Origin of the sequence: Nonomuraea sp. NPDC005650, assembly GCF_040605375.1 — a bacterium.
GTDB lineage: Bacteria > Actinomycetota > Actinomycetes > Streptosporangiales > Streptosporangiaceae > Nonomuraea.
Genome location: NZ_JBEXCR010000049.1, coordinates 1 through 16,008, shown reverse-complemented (window position 1 = coordinate 16,008; position 16,008 = coordinate 1). Strand labels below are relative to the sequence as shown.

Below are 16,008 nucleotides of genomic sequence, written 5' to 3'. Positions count from 1 at the left end.
GCAACCGCGGCTGAGTGATGCCGAGTTGGTCACGCTGGCAGTGCTGTCGGCCCTGCTCGGCTTCACCTCCGAGCGGCGCCGGCCGCGTTAGGCCCGCGCGCACCTGAGCGGAATGTTTCCCATCGGCCAGCGGCGCAGAATCGCCTCCATCCCGGAACAAAGGCATGACAGTGGCATGATCGCGAGTGGTCTGTCTGTCCAGTAACGCACTGATCAACATTGGCGGGGATGATGAGATATCCACGGTTCGGCGTGCTGTTAACCCGGTTAGCCGATCTCCGAGGACTGAGCCTCCGCGACCTGACTCGTCTGGCGGAGGTCTCCGAGTCGGAGCTTCAGAACGTGCTTGACGGCGTGGGGCCCAGTCCATCACTCCTCCTGCGGCTCGCACCGGCACTTCACTGGCACGACGTGGACCTCTTCGTGCTCGCGGGGATGCCGGTGCCTGACGAACTCACGCCCTTGGACGCCGAGGCTGGGAGTTGGACCGCCTCACTGGTGAATCAGGCCGTGTGCCTCCGACCGGAATTCATCGATCAGTTGCGGGGGCTCGCTCGGTCGCTCCCACAACATCCACGTACCCGCCCGTACCCACCGCCGAAGCCGTACGAGCAGTACGATCCGAGCTTTGGCGCGGCGCTCGTCCGAATGCTCGCCAACCGGAATTTGCACTGGACGCCTGCGGCCAAGACCTTGTACAGCCTCACCGGCCTGGGCCTGTCCAGCGTCACGATCGGGCAGATCGGCCACAGCCGTAAAGAGCTAAGTCCTGACCTGCTTGCCAGACTCGCAACCGTGCTGGGCATCCCCGCCGGCGACCTGGCCGCCGTGACCGGCATCGGTCTTCCCATGGAGGCGCCACCGGCGCACTCGGCGGCGGCTGACCTGGCTGGGTTGGTGTGGGACGTTCGACGCCTGACCGCTGAGCAGGTACAACAAATTTGCGACGAGGCCACGTCCCTCCGGGAAGAGTGACTGGGTTTGTGGGCGCCGCACCACGAACCAATTGGCAGTGATCAACTACACATCATCACGGATCGTGAATAACCGCATCACGCGGGCCACATGAGGATGAAACGCTTCGCGCAAATCGCTACCGTGTGCGGCCCGAGAGCAGGCTTCCCACAGAGCCTGTCCGTCACGAGTGCTCGTACGGCGGGTTTCGACGATCTTGTTTGTCTTCAGGTCGATACGTCGGAAGTACAACTGTCCGCCTGCGGTGCACAGCTCGTGGATGACGTGGGCGCAGTGACAAGTCCAAACGAGCGTCCTGCAGCGCTGGTCGGTGCGGGCGGTGAACCAAACCAGCCGCGTGCAGTTCGGTAGCGGCTCCGGGAGGTGCAGAGCGAGACAGTTGTTCATGCGGCATTGCCGTGAGGCGCGAGAGGGATGAGGGCCCAGGCGGCGCGGCCGGGTACGCCCCAGCGTGCGGTCAGGGTCTCCACCAGGTGGAAGCCGCGTCCGCTCAAGTCGTCGTTTTCGGTTTGGCGTAGATGTGGGGCGGTGGGGCCGCCTTTGTCGAGGACGGCGAGGATCAGCAGAGCGCTGCCCGCGTGGAGGGTGACCCCGAATCGGCCACCGAACCGGGCGTGATCTGGACCCGGCTCAGCTCCACGCGTTCTTCATGACTGCCCACGAGCACCGTCTGTACGCCTTCTTCCACCTGGCCGCACACACCGGCGCTCGTCGCGGCGAGTTGCCACCGGGCTGGGGCGATCCCCTCTTCCCGGACACGCCCAGCTCATTGATGCCCAAGCTCATCGAGACCCACAACAAGCAGAACCCGAGAGCCCAACTCCCCCCCACGCCCGCCTGCACGACCTCCGCCACATCCACGCCACGCCCCTGCTCCTGGCCGACGTCCCCGTTCACGTCGTCGCGGCCCCGCCTGGGCCACGCCGATCCGGCGATCACCCTGCGCGTCTACGCCCACGTCATCCACGAGCAAGCAGCGTCCGCCGCCGACGTCTTCGCCAAGGCCGTCAACGGCTGAGGACGGGAGCCACCTTGCTTTGCAAGGTCTCGACATTGTCCTGACAACGCAGAAGCCCCTGACGGCGAATCGCCTGTTCAGGGGCTTCCTGTTGCAGAGCCGACGAGGGGAATCGAACCCCTGACCTTCTGTTTACAAGACAGATGCTCTGCCGATTGAGCTACGTCGGCGCGGCCTTTCAGTGTAGACGCTAGAGGCGCCTGTGACGAGCGACTTCGTACAGCGCCACTCCGGCCGCCACACCCGCGTTCAGCGACTCCGCGGCCGCCTGCATCGGGATCCGGGTCACCACGTCGCACTGCTCCCGGACCAGGCGCGAGAGCCCCTTTCCCTCTGAGCCCACGACCACCACCAGCGGCTCGGTGAGCAGGTCGACGTCGCCGATGTCGGTTTCGCCGGCGCCGTCGAGGCCGATGACGAACAGGCCCGCGTCGCGGTACTCCCGCAGCGCCGCCGTCAGGTTGGACGCGCGGGCCACGCGCATGGTGGCGAGTGTGCCTGCGGAGGTCTTCCAGGCCCCGCCTGTCACCCCGGCCGAGCGGCGGGAGGGGACGAGGAGGCCGTGGGCGCCGAAGGCGGTGGCGGAGCGGGCGATGGCGCCGAGGTTGCGCGGGTCGGTGACCGAGTCGAGGGCCACGATCAACGGGACCTCCGCGGCCCCCTGCGCGATCTCCACGAGGTCCGAGGGGTGCGCGTAGTCGTACGCGGGGATCTGGAGCGCGACGCCCTGGTGGACGGCGCCCTCCGTCAGGCGGTCGAGCTTGTCGCGAGTGACCTCGAGCAGGGCGATCCCACGCTCGGCCGCGATCCTGATGGAGTCGCGTACGCGGTCGTCGTTGTCGACGCGATGGGCGACGTAGAGAGCGTTGGACGGGACGCCCGCCTGCAGAGCCTCTAGAACGGGGTTGCGGCCGCCGATGTACTCGGGCGCGTCCTCGGAGCGCCGCTGCCGCGTGGGAGCGGGACGCCGGACGCCACCCTGTTCCTCGCGGGCGATGCGCTCGGCGCGGGCCTTGTCCTTGTACCAATGCCGCATTTCGGCAGGCGGGGTCGCGCCCTTGCCCTCGAGCGACCGGCGGCCCTGCCCTCCGGCGCCTTTGGACGGGCCCTTCTTCTTCGCGGGCCTGCCCGAAGCCCTACCGCCTGCTGCCATGCAAACAAGGGTACTCGGACCGCCGGGCGCCTGATCCCACGGCGGGAACGGGGCGTTCCTTCGGGTTCGGGATGTGGAAGATTCCGTGCAGATCAACGCCGGGTCGGGTCGGGTCAGCGGCGGATGTCGGGATGCTGCGCGGACCGTGCTGGGTGTCGATCGTCCTGCCCCCAGTTGGCGTCCCGTCTCAAGTTTGGCTTTGGGGGGCGTGGGAGGGATGGTGCTGGCGAGCCGCTCCGTGCAATGCAGGCGAAGGGGGACAAGGTCGCACGCCGCGGGTAACGGCGGGCCGGCAGCGGCCCTTCTAGACGTCTCCAGACGTCTCGGAGCGGGCAGGTGCTCGGCCTGCCGCTGGGACTGGTTGCCTTGATGCTGCTCCAGTCCCTGGCGGCTCGGGTGCTCGGTCCTCCGAGGCGGCTGGACGTGTGGCTGACCTCAAGTGCTCAGGGGCTGGCTGAGCGGCGCTACATAGCTGCCCGCCTCGGCGCTGGGCGGCGGTACACGGCTGTCCGGCTCGGCGCTGAGCGTCCGTACACGGCTGTCCGGCTCGGCGCTGAGCGGCGGTACATCGCTGCCCGGTGCGGAGCGTCCGTACGTGAGTGCCCGGCTCGGTGGCGGTGCAGTGCCTGGTTGGGCCGACACTGGCCCACGGAGCGGCCACAGACTGGACTCGGCCCGGCGCCACGTGGCGTGGCGTCGGGCCGGGTCAAGTTGTGCAGTGCCTCGGCACAGCCCAGGGGTCGGCGGAGGTCTCGGCGTGGGTGGTGGGGCTAGCGGGTGAGCTCCCAGCGGGCGCCGTGGGGGGTGTCTTCCACGGTGATCCCCGCCGCCGTCAGCTGGTTCCTGATCGCGTCCGCCGCCCCGTAGTCCTTGCGCTCCCTGGCCGCCTTGCGCTGTTCCAGCGCCACCGCCACCAGCGCGTCCACCACCGGCGACAGGTCCGAGCCGGCCCCTCGCCACTGCGGTGAGCGGGGGTCGAGGCCGAGGACGTCCAGCATGTTCTGCGTTTCGGCGAGCAGCCGGGCCACGGCCTCCTTGTCGCCGCGCGAGAGGGCCACGTTGCCCTCGCGCACCACCTCGTGCACGACCGCCAGCGCCTGTGGCGTGCCGAGGTCGTCGTCGAGGGCGTCCACGAAGGCCTGCGGCAGCGGCGCGTCCGCGTCGACGTCGTGGATGACCTCGGCGGCGCGCGTGACGAAGCCCTCGATGCGCTGGTACGCGGCGGCCGCCTCCAGCAGGGCCTCCTCGGAGTAGTCGATCGAGGAGCGGTAGTGGGGCGCGGCCAGGTAGTAGCGCAGCTCCACCGGCCGGACCTTCTGCACCATCTCGGGGATCAGCAGCGAGTTTCCGAGCGACTTGCTCATCTTCTCGGCGCCGATCTTGAGCATGCCGTTGTGCATCCAGTAGCGCGAGAACCCGTCGCCCGCCGCCTGGGACTGGGCGATCTCGTTCTCGTGGTGCGGGAAGATCAGGTCGATCCCGCCGCCGTGGATGTCGAAGGTCGGGCCGAGGTATTTCGTCGCCATGGCCGAGCACTCCAGGTGCCAGCCGGGACGGCCGAGGCCCCAAGGGGTCGGCCAGGTCGGCTCGCCCGGCTTCTCCCCCTTCCACAGGGCGAAGTCGCGGGGGTCGCGCTTGCAGGACTCGTCGTCGGTGTCGGCGGCGGCCCGCATGTTGTCCAGCTTCTGGTTGGAGAGCGTGCCGTAGCGGTCGGCGTAGGACTGGACGTCGAAGTAGACGTCGCCGCCGGAGGCGTACGCATGGCCGCGGGCGATCAGCCGCTCCATCAGCGTGATCATCTCCGGTACGTGCCCCGTGGCCCGCGGCTCGACGGTCGGCGGGAGGCAGCCCAGCGTGTCGTACGCCCAGGTGAAGGCCCGCTGGTTGCGCTCGGCCACGACGAACCAGGGCACGCCCTCCTCGGCCGCCACCCTGATGATCTTGTCGTCGATGTCGGTGACATTGCGGCAGAACGTCACGTCATAACCGGATCGCGTCATCCAGCGCCGGAGCACGTCGAAGTTCACACCTGAGCGGATGTGCCCGATGTGCGGCGGAGCCTGCACGGTCGCCCCACACAGGTAAATCGACGCCCGGCCGGCTTCGACCGGAACGAATTCACGGATGGCGCGCGTACTGGTGTCGTAGATGTGCAGGCTCACGAAGGCAAGGCTAACGCCTCAGAGGCCTAGTCAGGCCGATAAATCCCACCGTCACGGCGATAAATCAGCCCCGCAACGTTACTCTGTCCGGCGAGATCCGGACGATTACGCGCTCGACGCCCGGTTTGTCCTCCCACGGGATCCCTCGGTACTTGTGCGAGAGCTCCTGAATGAGCGTCCCTTCGGGGTCGGGCGTCATGGTCACCCGCCCGCGCACCTCCACATACCTGTACGGATTGTCCGGATCGATGACCAGCAGGCTCGCCCGCGGATCGAGCTCGAAATTCCGCGGCTTCCTGCGGCCCCGCACGGTCGAGAACAGCACGTCGCCACCGTCCGTACGCACCCACACGACCGTCGACTGAGGCCCGCCGTCAGGGTTGAGGCTGGTCACCGTCGCATAATTCGGGGCATCCAAGAGTTTGCGCGCATCTTCCGACAGCTCGGCCATGTATCTCCCTTGATCGGTCCTGACCTCCATTCTTCTGTAGGCTCGAACCGCCATGGACGTGACTCCCCCCTCTGTGCTCCGCCGCCTGGGCATCGCCCTGGCCGGGCTCGCCGTCGCCGCCCTCGCCGGGGCCGCGTGCGCGCTCTCCTTCGACGACCTGCGCGCGCTGGCCATCACCGGCGAGGCGCGCCAGGACCTCGCCTTCCTCTATCCGGCGGCCTTCGACGCGCTCCTGGTGATCGCGCTCATCGACGTGCTGCTCCTGCGCTCCGCCCGGCTGCTGGTACGCATTCAGGCGGCGTTAGTGCTGGTCGTGCTCATCGTGGCGGCCGCGGCGGCCAACGTGGCGACGGCGGTGCGGTTCGCGTTCGACGTGCGGCAGGTGGCCGTGGGCGCGGCTCTGGCGCCCTGGGTCATGCTGGCCGTGGCCCTGTGGCTCTGGCTGCTGCTGATCAAGCACGTGCAGGCGCACCGGGAGGAGAGGAGCGGGGAGGCCGCCGCCGAGCGGGACATCGTCCCCTTCCAACCGGGTCTGTCCGCGGAGACCGAGACCTATCCGGAGCGGCCGCCCGTCGAGGTCCCCCTCGAGGTCTACGCCGACCGGATCTCGGAAACGCCACCCCAGCCGGTCCTGGAGACTCGGCCGATCCACGAGCCGGTACAGGAAGTCGCGGAAGCCGAAGCCCCGGTGGCGGCGCAGGTGGCGGAGTGGCCCGTGCAGAACGAGTCGCCCGAGCCCCCGACCCGCCCCGTCCGCTGGGGCGACCGGGTCAGGCCGACCGACGTCCTGGTCCACCCGCGCGCCAACGAGGTCGACGAGAAGGACGAGAAGGACGCGGACACCCAGCCCCACCCGGTGTTCGAGGACGACCTGCCGGATCCCGGGCACGGCCCCGAGCTCGCCGACGACGGGGAACGCCCGCGGGAGGACGAGTTAGAGGACACCGCCCCCCACCCGGTGATCCAGGACGACGACACCCCGGCCCCCGCGGAACGCCTCCGCAGCACCCCACGCCCCCCAGAGGACTGAAAACAGGCCCGCCCAGGCGCGATCCCCGGGCGGGCCCGGCTATTTCTAGACGCTGGAGCCGCGGCGCAGCCCGGCGACCAGGCCCACGCCCACCACGGCCAGCACCACCTGCATCACCAGCTCGATCCAGTCGATGCCGGGGGTGGTCGCCACGCCGAGCATCTGCGCGATCACCGTGCCCAGCAGGGCGGCCACGATGCCGACGACGATGGTGAGGATCCAGCCGATGGCCTGCCTGCCGGGGAGCAGGAGGCGACCGATTGCGCCAATCACGGCGCCGATCACGATGGCGCCAAGGATGGACTGGATTGTCATGGTGCGAAACCTCCCCGTGAGAGTGAGCGGTTCACTCCCACGGAGATGCTCGCTACCCGATCTACCGCCTTTATGCGCGGTATTTACGAATGAGCAGGTCAGGTGGGTGTTCCGGGCGGCGTTCCACGTGTACGCCCGGTGCGTCCCGAGGTGAAGCGCGTCACGAGGAGCACACCGATGATCGCCAGCACGAGCTGGAGGATGTGCTCGATCCAGTCGATGCCTCGCGTGTCGGCCACGCCGGCGGCCTGCGCGATCAGCGTTCCGATCAAGGCGGCCACGATGCCGACGATGATCGTCAGCCCGATGGACATGTTCTGCCTGCCAGGAACGATCAGCCTGGCCAGGGCGCCGATGATGGCACCGATGACTATCGCGGAAACTATCGCGCCGATCATGTGCTGCTCCCCCCGAGACGTTCACATGTCGTGGGGACACATACCCTCAGAGCAGGCAAAACAACCAAAAGGAGACGGCGGTCCGTACCGCGCCAGTGACGAACCGCCGCCTCCGGATACAGCGGGCTTCGCGACAACCCGCCGGGACACCCTCACGCATCCATACGTAAGACGCCCGGCGTTCAGGAAAGGTTGACGACCAGGGCCGTCGCGACGGCCGCGATGCCCTCTCCTCGCCCGGTCAGCCCGAGCCCATCAGTGGTGGTGGCGGACACGCTCACAGGCGCGCCTACGGCCGCGCTGAGCGTCTTCTCGGCCTCGGCACGGCGCGGCGCCAGCTTGGGCCGGTTGCCGATCACCTGAATGGCCACGTTGCCGATCTCATAACCGGCGGCACGCACCTGCCGCGCGGTCTCCTCCAGCAGTGCGACGCCGGAAGCACCCGCCCAACGCGGGTCCGCGGTCCCGAACAGCTGCCCGAGATCGCCCATGCCGGCCGCCGAAAGCAGCGCGTCGCACGCGGCATGCGCTGCCGCGTCGCCGTCCGAATGGCCCTCGAGCCCGGTCTCGCCCGGCCAGTGCAGGCCGGCGAGGTTGAGCTCGCGCCCCGAAGATCCTGAAGCGAACGGGTGGACGTCGACTCCGACGCCCACCCGTGGAAGATTCGTGTTCAGGAGTTGAGAACCTCGTCGAGCAGGGCCTCAGCCTTGTCCTCGTTGGTCTTCTCCGCCAGGGCGAGCTCACTGACCAGGATCTGACGCGCCTTGGCGAGCATGCGCTTCTCGCCCGCGGACAGGCCGCGCTCGCGGTCTCTCCGCCACAGGTCCCGAACGACTTCGGCGACCTTGTTCACATCGCCGGACGCGAGCTTCTCCAGATTGGCCTTGTAGCGACGAGACCAGTTGGTCGGCTCTTCCGTGTGCGGCATCCGCAGGACATCGAAAACCCGCTCAAGGCCTTCCTGGCCGACAACATCGCGCACACCGACGAGTTCTGCGTTTTCAGCTGGCACCTGGACGGTAAGGTCGCCCTTGTCGACCTTGAGCACCAGGTAGGTCTTTTCCTCACCCTTGATGGATCGCTTCGTGATTGCTTCGATCCGAGCAGCCCCATGGTGGGGGTAGACGACTGTGTCGCCGACCTGGAAAGTCATGTGACAAGTACCCCTTCCGCTGTACTCCAGGGTACCACGCATCCACAGCCTCCCGGAACAGTGAAATCCTCATAACTGCAGGTCAAGGCCGCATATTAGGGCTTGACAAGTGCTCAACTCTATGTCTGGCATTTCCGGACATAGCGAATGACCTGCGGGGGTGTGGATATGACCATGGATTCGGATGGATATGGTGGGCGCTGCACATCACGCATGCGCGCCACCTGCGTCTAGCGCATGCGCGAGCCCTCCGCAACACCAAGGAGAACCCGCCCGTGACCAGCCGTCGCTGGATTGTCGTCGCCGCCGCGTTCTTGGCAGCCCCCGTGCTCGCGGGCTGTGGGGCTGGATTCGACGCAACCACCAACAAGCCGTACGCGCCCAACGAGGCACAGGTATTGATCGAGAACGGTGCTTACGGCACGCGCGGCATTCAGATCCCGCAGGCGTTCATCCTCGGCCCCGACGCCGGTGCGCAGATCGCCTGGCGCGGCTCGGCCCCGATCTACCTGAACATCCTCAACACCGCCGAAACCCCCGACACCCTTCAGGCCGTCTCCGCGGGGAACATGGGCACGGTCAAGGTCACGGCCCCGATCCAGCTCCCGAGCAAGCAGCTCGTCAACACCGGCAAGCCCGCCCCTCAGATCATGCTCGAGGCGATCCCCAAGAGCCTCAGGGGCGGCGAGAGCATCAAGCTGGACCTCCAGTTCGCCAACGCCGGGATCGTGTCCATGAACGTCCCTGTGGTGACGCGCAGCCGCGAGTTCAAGGACTACCCCCCGGCGCCGAACGCCACCGCGGCCCCCACCCCGTCGCCGTCCGCCTCCGCGTCCGCTTCCGAAGAAGCCCACTGACCCTTCAGGAAACGCCAAAACCCTTGTTCCGGTACGCGATCCGTACCGGAACAAGGGTTTTTTACTCTTCGGTGGCGTCGAACTTGTAGCCCAGACCGCGCACGGTGAGGATGCAGCGCGGGTTGGACGGGTCGGACTCGATCTTGGCGCGCAGGCGCTTGACGTGGACGTCGAGGGTCTTGGTGTCGCCCACGTAATCGGCTCCCCAGACGCGGTCGATGAGCTGGCCGCGGGTCAGGACCCGCCCCGCGTTGCGCAGCAGCACCTCCAGGAGCTCGAACTCCTTCAGCGGCAGCTGCACCTGCTCCCCGCGTACGGCGACCACGTGGCGGTCGACGTCCATGCGCACGGGGCCGACGGCCAGCACCGCGGTCTCCAGCTCCTCCGTCACGTCGCCCTGGCGGCGCAGGACCGCGCGGATGCGGGCCACCAGCTCGCGCGACGAGAACGGCTTGGTGACGTAGTCGTCGGCGCCCAGCTCCAGGCCCACGACCTTGTCGATCTCGCTGTCCTTGGCCGTCAGCATGATCACCGGCACCTTGGAGCGCTGCCTGAGGGAGCGGCACACCTCCGTGCCGGGCAGACCCGGAAGCATCAGGTCGAGCAGCACCAGATCTGCTCCGTTGCGGTCGAACGTGTCGAGGGCCTCGGGCCCGGTCGCCGCGACCGACACCTCGAAACCCTCTTTGCGGAGCATGTAGGAAAGGGCGTCGGAGAAGGACTCCTCATCTTCAACGACTAGTACGCGGGTCATTGGGCTGTCTCCAGGGGAATCGAGGGTGGTACTGCCACCGCCGTGCCGCCGAAGGCGGGCAGGCGGAGTGTGAAGGTGGAGCCGGACCCTTCCTTGCTCCATACGGACACTTCGCCGGCGTGTGCCGCGGCGACGTGCTTGACGATGGCCAGGCCGAGCCCGGTGCCGCCGGTCGCCCGCGACCGGGCCGCGTCGACGCGGAAGAACCGCTCGAAGATGCGCTCGAGCGCCTCCTCCGGGATGCCGATGCCCTGGTCGCTGACGCTGATCTCCACCGAGTCCCCCGCGGGCCGCACGCTGACCACCACCCGGGTGTGCTCCGGACTGTACGCGACGGCGTTGTCGATCAGATTGCGCAACGCCGTCACGAGCAACTCGTCGTCGCCCCAGATGCGCAGGCCCTCGGTGCCGCCGGAGACGAGGGTGATGTCCTTGGCGACGGCCTTGGTGTTGCAGTGGTCGATGGCGTCGTGGATGGACTCGTCGATCGAGACCTGTCCGGGGGTGGGGATGGGCTCGGCGCCCTGGATCCTGCTGAGCGTGATCAAGTCTTGGATGAGGTAGTTGAGCCGGGCGGCCTCGTGCTGCATGCGCCCGGCGAAGCGGCCGACCGCCTCGGGGTCGTCGGCGGCGTCCTGGATGGTCTCCGCCAGCAGGCTCATCGCGCCCACCGGGGTCTTCAGCTCGTGGCTGACGTTCGCGACGAAGTCACGGCGTACGGCCTCGACCCTGCGCCGCTCGGTCTGGTCCTCGGCGAGCACCAGGACCTGGCCGTGCGAGCCGAGCGGAGCCACGCGTACCGCGAAGTTCGTGGTCTCCTGTCCGAACTTGTGCCCCGCGACGTCGATCTCGCTCTCGCGGATCTCACCGTCGCGGCGTACCTGCCTGGCCAGCGCCAGCAGCTCGGCGGCCATCAGCCGGTCGCCCTTGACCAGCCCGAACGCCCGCGCTGCGGAGCTGGCGCGCAGCACCTTGTCATGCGCGTCGAGCACCACGGCGGAGGAGGGCAGCACGGCCAGCACGGACGCCACGCCCTGCGGCAGCGCACTCCCGGTCTGTGTGCCGTCCTCCGCCGGAGTGCGGTTTGGAGCCTCGATCTGGTTTCGGTAGAACAGGACCGCCAGGGCGCCCACGACGAACCCGGCCAGGGCCGCGAAGCTCATGGCCATCTCACTCATGCTCTCGATGGTAGGTGGCCTTGTCCAAGAGGCAGACCCTCTCATCAGGGATGGAAGGCCCCTTTCCTGGAAAGTTCATCTGTCGGTAGAGGTTCGTTCATCGAGAGACACGTACGGTGGCCACATGCGCGACGCGTACCATGAAGAACTTGACTCGCTGACCGACAAGCTGATCGAGATGACCAGACTTGTCCGGTCGGCCATTTCCCGTGCCACCACGGCCCTCCTCGACGCCGACCTTCAGCTCGCCGAGAGTGTCATTTCCCGGGACGAGGAAGTGAACGCGACGTTCGCCGAGGTCGAGACCTCGATCTTCGACCTGATGGCCCGGCAGCAGCCGGTGGCGGTCGACCTGCGGATGGTCATCACGGCGCTGCGCATGGGCACCGACCTGGAGCGCATGGGCGACCTGGCCGTCCACGTCGCCAAGGTCGCCCGCCTGCGCCACCCCGAGTCGGCGATCCCGGCCGACGTGCGCTCGACCATCGTGGAGATGGGACAGATCGCCGAGAACCTCGTCACCAAGACCGGCAGCTGCATCGCCTCGCGGGACGTGGAGTCGGCGCTGGAGATGGAGCAGGACGACGACGCGATGGACCGGCTGCACCGGCGGCTGTTCCGCTCGATCCTGTCCAAGGACTGGGAGCACGGGGTCGAGCCCGCGATCGACATCACGTTGATCGGGCGCTACTACGAGCGTTACGCGGACCACGCGGTGCGGGTGGCGGCGGACGTCGTCTACCTGGTCACGGGGACCCGCCCCAGCTAGCAGCACGGCCTTCCACCCGTGGGCGGCTTCGTCGCCCGGGGTTCCAGACAGCGCCTCCCAGGCGGCTTTCCGCCCCCTGGGAGGCGCTGTCGCATGCGAGGCGCGCTTCGCGCGGTCGTGTGGGGGCTACGGCAGGGCGCAGTGGTCCGGTCGGACGGCCCGGAGCGGCTCACCGGATGGTCGGCCGTCGTCACGCCCGGCGTCCGGAGGATGACCGGGTCGCGATCGGGCTGCCGCAGGACACGTTCTTGCCTCCCACGAACGGCAGCAGGCGCTCTGCCTCCTGCTCCAAGGCGGCCTGATCGGTCGCGGTCAGGGCGTGGAACGGAGTGAGGTGCAGGGTCTCGCCTTCGAGGGACCAGGTTCCGTGCACCTGGCCGTTCACGAGGAAGGTGGGCCGTACTTGTGCCTGGCCGGGCATCACGCGTTTTCGGTCCTCGTCGCTGATGATGCGGGTCCGGTCGGCGTGGCCGAGCAGGGCGTTGTCGAAGGCGGGCAGCAGCCGCACGGGGGCGGGCGTGTCGGGGTCGGGCAGTTCCGCGTCGGCCAGGTCGATCAGTTCCCTGCCTTCGGGGTCGCGGTGGTGGCGCAGTTCGGCGCGCATGTCGGAGACGATCTCGCCGAGGCGGGTCAGCCCGGACCATGCCTGTACGTCCATGATCCCGGCTGGGCCGAACGCCGCCAGATAGCGGCGGATGAGGTCCTTGGCGGTTGCCGGAGCCATGGGCCGACCGAGCCAGGTCTCGGCGGGCGTGACAGAGATGGCCGACCGGGTGCCCCAGGAGCCCCATGTGCCGGTGGCCGGGCTGTGGATGAGGGGGGTTCTGAGCTCGACCTCCGCGGCGAGGAGGCGCCCGTCGCGGCCTGGGTGGCGTTCGCCGAGCCGTCGAGCCAGCTCCTTTCGCGGTGTCGTTTCGCCCGCCAGCAGCTCAAGCCCGGTGGCGATCAGTGAGGCGGTGTCCAGGCCCGCGTTGTTGCGGGCGAAGTAGGCCGAGCGGGCGGTGCGGTCGAGGACGGGCTGCAGCAGCGGCCGCAGCCGGCGGAAGTCGTCGGCCGCGGCGAGGTGCTGGGTGCTGCGGAGCAGGCCGGAGCGGACCACCTTCCGGTCCTGCAGCAGCGTGGTGAGCTCGGAGTGGGTGAAGCCGTGGATCCTGCTCCACAGCCCGACGTAGGGCCAGTTGGGCTCTTGCCCCTGCAGCGCGACCAGGCGCCCGATCACCTCCAGCGGGGTGTGATCGGTGCGGGCCAGCAGGAATTGGCGGCCCAGCAGGGCCCGGTTCAGGGCCCTGTTCGAGAGAGTCGTCATGACAGCCGCACCGAGACATTGCCCCGGTAGGAGCCCTGGAGCAGGGACAAGAACGCCTGCGGCACGTCTTCGACCGCGCCCTTGATGACGGTCTGCGGGTAGACGAAGCGGCCCTCGTCCAGCCAGGTGCTGAAGTGTTCCCGCCAGGCGGCGATCTGGTCGGGGGTGTGGTAGCAGGAGAACGGCAGCAGCTCGACATCCTTGGCCTGGACCGCGGAATGATCGGGCTCGGGGAAGCGCTCCGCCGCATCGCCGAGCTGGCTGGACAGTGAGCCGCACAGCGCGAAGCGGGCGCCGGGCCTGGCCGCCTGCGGCGCGGCCTGATACTGCTCGCCGCCCACGACGTCGAAGAACACCGAAATGCCCTCGGGCGCGAGCTCTCGGAGCCGGTCGACGGGCGAGCCGTCGTGATAGTCGAACGCGGCGTCGTAGCCGAGCTCGTTCACCAGATAGTCGACCTTGGCCGGGCTGCCGGCGCTGCCGATCACCCGCGCCGCGCCCAGGCATTTGGCGATCTGCCCGGCCAGCGAGCCGACCCCGCCCGCGGCGCCGGAGACGAACACCACGTCGCCCTCGCCGACGCCCGCCACGTCGGCCATCCCGTAGTAGGCCGTCGGTCCCTGAGCGAGGTAGTAGCCGGGGTCGGCGATGGGATCAAGCTTGAGGTACTGGGCGGCCGGGCCCGCCGAGTACTCGCTCCAGCCGGTCATCGACTGCACCAGGTCGCCAACCGCGAGCTCGGGGCTGTCGGACCGGACAACGGTGCCGATGGCGGCCACGCCCACCCGCTGGCCCGGCTGCCAGGCCGGTACCGGGAGGGTGCAGTCCGCGCGCATCAGCTCCAGGTAGGTCGCGGCGAGCCCTACCTGGTCGGTCCGCACCACAACCTCGCCGTCCACCTCGGTGGTGGCGACGGTGAAGTGGTCGAGCGTGGGGGTGCCGGCAATCTGTGCGGCCAGCTGGATCTCACGGGTGATCATTTCTTGGTCCTTATGTCGGTAGGGCCTTCGAAATCGACTCTAAAGAGGCTTCCGGTCACTTTCTGACCGGAAGTCCGGCGAGGATGGGCGGTATGGCGAACACCAGCTCACGGACCCTCCGACTGCTCTCGCTGCTGCAGACCCACCGCCACTGGTCCGGCACGGAACTGGCCGAACGGCTCGAAGTATCCGAGCGGACCCTGCGCCGCGACGTCGACCGGCTGCGCGAGCTTGGTTATCCGGTCAGCGCGGCCCGGGGGACCGACGGCGGCTACCAGCTCGCGCCCGGCGCCGTCCTGCCGCCGCTGCTGCTGGACGACGAGGAGGCGGTGGCCTTCGCGGTGGGCATCGGCGACGCGGCGCAGAGCGGGATCGCCGGGATGCAGGAGGCGTCGCTGCGTGCGCTCACCAAGGTGGTTCGGGTCCTGCCTCCCCGGCTGCGGGCCCGCGTGGACGCCCTGCGGGAGATGACCCTCTCCGTCGCCTCGTCCGGGCCGGTCGTCGCGGCGCAGGTGCTCACCGCGGTCGCCCAGGCCTGCCGGGACCAGGAGCGGCTGCGCTTCGGCTACACCGCCAGAGGCTCCGCCCCCACCGAGCGCGAGGTCGAGCCGCACCGCCTGGTCGCCCTCGGCGGACGCTGGTACCTGGTCGCCTACGACCTGACCCGGCACGACTGGCGAAGCTTCCGCCTCGACCGGCTGACCGAGCCGGCCGGGACCGGCACGCGATTCCGGCCGCGTCCACTCCCGGCCGAGGACGCCGCGGCCTTCGTCAAGGCAGCCGCCGGAGCCCCGGCGCCGTACACGGTCCAGGCGCTCGTCCACGCCCCCGCGACCCGGGTACGGCAGGCGGTCGGCCAGTGGGGCACGATCGAACCGCTCAACCACGACACCTGCCGGATCACCATGACCTCGGCCTCTCTCGATTGGCCGACCCAGGCGCTGGGCAATGTGGGTGCCGAGTTCGAGGTGCTGGGGCCACCGGAGTTCGCCGCACACGTCCAGGAGTGGGGCGCCCGCTTCATCCGGGCCACCAGCGCACCCGACAGACCGTCCCTGCCGTAGCCAGATCACGACGATGGCGCGGAGCCAGACCACAAGGGTTCAGTTGCTGCTCGGCGGCCAGCTCTCCCAGGAGCTACCCGATCCGTTCTCCTCGCTGTACTGCTTCGCCCTGGTCACGCAGTCAGGGCAGATGGGCTCGTCAACAGACCTGGCCACGGCTTCCGGTTTGGCTGGACGAAGAGAGCCCAGGACCGTGATTCCCGGTGGCATGTGGGTCTCGGGGTCGATCAGGAGAGTCATGACTTCGTTCGGGTCGAAGCTGAATGTGCGCTTGCACGCATAGCACCGGCCGGTCGTCTCGCGATGTTCGCTCATGCCTGCCCTTCCTAGATGCCGAGAGGGCTCAGGCTGGGTTGTGTGGGGGGGTTGGGGCACCACAACACCCCCAGAGTCCCTACAGCCTATGTGCCTCGCACTGTAATAACTATTTTTGGGGGTTTTTTGT

At 68.5% G+C, this 16,008-nt stretch carries 18 protein-coding genes and 1 tRNA gene; 6 read left to right on the top strand and 13 right to left on the bottom strand.

Going from position 1 to position 16,008, the window contains the following annotated elements:
* Window positions 1-411: 411 nt before the first annotated feature.
* Both ABZS69_RS54020 and ABZS69_RS54015 read left to right on the top strand, forming a co-directional pair.
* Window positions 412-975: a hypothetical protein gene (locus tag ABZS69_RS54020; protein WP_355388920.1), complete on the top strand. Its 564-nt coding sequence runs from the start codon at window positions 412-414 to the stop codon at window positions 973-975.
* Between the two features lie 649 nt (window positions 976-1,624).
* Window positions 1,625-1,993, top strand: coding sequence for a hypothetical protein (locus ABZS69_RS54015; protein ID WP_355388918.1), 369 nt, complete (start codon window positions 1,625-1,627; stop codon window positions 1,991-1,993).
* 97 nt (window positions 1,994-2,090) lie between these two features.
* On the opposite strand, the gene ABZS69_RS54010 is transcribed toward ABZS69_RS54015, so the two are convergent.
* The 4 genes from ABZS69_RS54010 to ABZS69_RS53995 all read right to left on the bottom strand — a co-directional run bounded on the left by ABZS69_RS54010 (window position 2,091) and on the right by ABZS69_RS53995 (window position 5,759).
* Window positions 2,091-2,163: transfer RNA gene (locus tag ABZS69_RS54010), tRNA-Thr, on the bottom strand.
* Between the two features lie 20 nt (window positions 2,164-2,183).
* Entirely contained in the window at window positions 2,184-3,146 is a 963-nt protein-coding gene (gene rlmB, locus ABZS69_RS54005; protein ID WP_355388916.1) for a 23S rRNA (guanosine(2251)-2'-O)-methyltransferase RlmB, read from the bottom strand.
* Window positions 3,147-3,916: 770 nt separating this feature from the next.
* Window positions 3,917-5,308, bottom strand: coding sequence for a cysteine--tRNA ligase (gene cysS, locus ABZS69_RS54000; protein ID WP_355388914.1), 1,392 nt, complete (start codon window positions 5,306-5,308; stop codon window positions 3,917-3,919).
* A 64-nt stretch (window positions 5,309-5,372) separates the two neighbouring features.
* Window positions 5,373-5,759: a PPOX class F420-dependent oxidoreductase gene (locus ABZS69_RS53995; RefSeq protein WP_355388912.1), complete on the bottom strand. Its 387-nt coding sequence runs from the start codon at window positions 5,757-5,759 to the stop codon at window positions 5,373-5,375.
* Window positions 5,760-5,811: 52 nt separating this feature from the next.
* Between ABZS69_RS53995 and ABZS69_RS53990 the strand changes: the two genes are divergently transcribed.
* Window positions 5,812-6,789, top strand: coding sequence for a DUF2637 domain-containing protein (locus ABZS69_RS53990; protein WP_355388910.1), 978 nt, complete (start codon window positions 5,812-5,814; stop codon window positions 6,787-6,789).
* A gap of 45 nt (window positions 6,790-6,834) precedes the next feature.
* Here the strand turns inward: ABZS69_RS53990 and ABZS69_RS53985 are convergent, their stop codons facing one another.
* The 4 genes from ABZS69_RS53985 to ABZS69_RS53970 form a co-directional block, all read right to left on the bottom strand.
* Window positions 6,835-7,104, bottom strand: coding sequence for a GlsB/YeaQ/YmgE family stress response membrane protein (locus ABZS69_RS53985; RefSeq protein WP_355388908.1), 270 nt, complete (start codon window positions 7,102-7,104; stop codon window positions 6,835-6,837).
* 98 nt (window positions 7,105-7,202) lie between these two features.
* Complete coding sequence (locus ABZS69_RS53980) at window positions 7,203-7,502, bottom strand: GlsB/YeaQ/YmgE family stress response membrane protein (protein ID WP_355388906.1); 300 nt, start codon at window positions 7,500-7,502, stop codon at window positions 7,203-7,205.
* A gap of 182 nt (window positions 7,503-7,684) precedes the next feature.
* The gene (ispF, locus tag ABZS69_RS53975) at window positions 7,685-8,155 is read right to left on the bottom strand and encodes a 2-C-methyl-D-erythritol 2,4-cyclodiphosphate synthase (protein WP_355388904.1); all 471 of its coding nucleotides are present in this window, start codon (window positions 8,153-8,155) and stop codon (window positions 7,685-7,687) included.
* Between the two features lie 17 nt (window positions 8,156-8,172).
* The gene (locus ABZS69_RS53970; protein WP_043624891.1) at window positions 8,173-8,655 is read right to left on the bottom strand and encodes a CarD family transcriptional regulator; all 483 of its coding nucleotides are present in this window, start codon (window positions 8,653-8,655) and stop codon (window positions 8,173-8,175) included.
* A gap of 275 nt (window positions 8,656-8,930) precedes the next feature.
* Between ABZS69_RS53970 and ABZS69_RS53965 the strand changes: the two genes are divergently transcribed.
* Window positions 8,931-9,512, top strand: coding sequence for a copper chaperone PCu(A)C (locus ABZS69_RS53965; protein WP_355388901.1), 582 nt, complete (start codon window positions 8,931-8,933; stop codon window positions 9,510-9,512).
* 61 nt (window positions 9,513-9,573) lie between these two features.
* Here ABZS69_RS53965 and ABZS69_RS53960 read toward each other — a convergent pair whose 3' ends face one another.
* Both ABZS69_RS53960 and ABZS69_RS53955 read right to left on the bottom strand, forming a co-directional pair.
* Window positions 9,574-10,266 (bottom strand): response regulator transcription factor, encoded by a 693-nt coding sequence (locus tag ABZS69_RS53960; protein WP_185070431.1) that lies wholly within the window; start codon window positions 10,264-10,266, stop codon window positions 9,574-9,576.
* Window positions 10,263-11,444: an ATP-binding protein gene (locus ABZS69_RS53955; RefSeq protein WP_355388899.1), complete on the bottom strand. Its 1,182-nt coding sequence runs from the start codon at window positions 11,442-11,444 to the stop codon at window positions 10,263-10,265. Before ABZS69_RS53955 ends, ABZS69_RS53960 begins: the two co-directional genes overlap by 4 nt.
* Window positions 11,445-11,568: 124 nt before the next feature.
* On the opposite strand from ABZS69_RS53955, the gene phoU reads away from it, so the two are divergent.
* Window positions 11,569-12,213 carry a phosphate signaling complex protein PhoU gene (phoU, locus tag ABZS69_RS53950; RefSeq protein WP_355388897.1) on the top strand — a complete coding sequence of 215 codons (645 nt, stop codon included), beginning with the start codon at window positions 11,569-11,571 and terminating at the stop codon, window positions 12,211-12,213.
* Between the two features lie 190 nt (window positions 12,214-12,403).
* On the opposite strand, the gene ABZS69_RS53945 is transcribed toward phoU, so the two are convergent.
* Together ABZS69_RS53945 and ABZS69_RS53940 are read right to left on the bottom strand one after the other, a co-directional pair.
* Window positions 12,404-13,519 (bottom strand): winged helix DNA-binding domain-containing protein, encoded by a 1,116-nt coding sequence (locus ABZS69_RS53945; RefSeq protein WP_355388895.1) that lies wholly within the window; start codon window positions 13,517-13,519, stop codon window positions 12,404-12,406.
* Window positions 13,516-14,499 carry an NADP-dependent oxidoreductase gene (locus ABZS69_RS53940; protein ID WP_355388894.1) on the bottom strand — a complete coding sequence of 328 codons (984 nt, stop codon included), beginning with the start codon at window positions 14,497-14,499 and terminating at the stop codon, window positions 13,516-13,518. The genes ABZS69_RS53945 and ABZS69_RS53940 overlap by 4 nt, the downstream gene beginning before the upstream one ends.
* Window positions 14,500-14,591: 92 nt before the next feature.
* Between ABZS69_RS53940 and ABZS69_RS53935 the strand changes: the two genes are divergently transcribed.
* Entirely contained in the window at window positions 14,592-15,563 is a 972-nt protein-coding gene (locus ABZS69_RS53935; RefSeq protein WP_355388892.1) for a YafY family protein, read from the top strand.
* 39 nt (window positions 15,564-15,602) lie between these two features.
* Here the strand turns inward: ABZS69_RS53935 and ABZS69_RS53930 are convergent, their stop codons facing one another.
* The gene (locus ABZS69_RS53930; protein ID WP_355388890.1) at window positions 15,603-15,878 is read right to left on the bottom strand and encodes a hypothetical protein; all 276 of its coding nucleotides are present in this window, start codon (window positions 15,876-15,878) and stop codon (window positions 15,603-15,605) included.
* Between the last annotated feature and the right edge of the window lie 130 nt (window positions 15,879-16,008).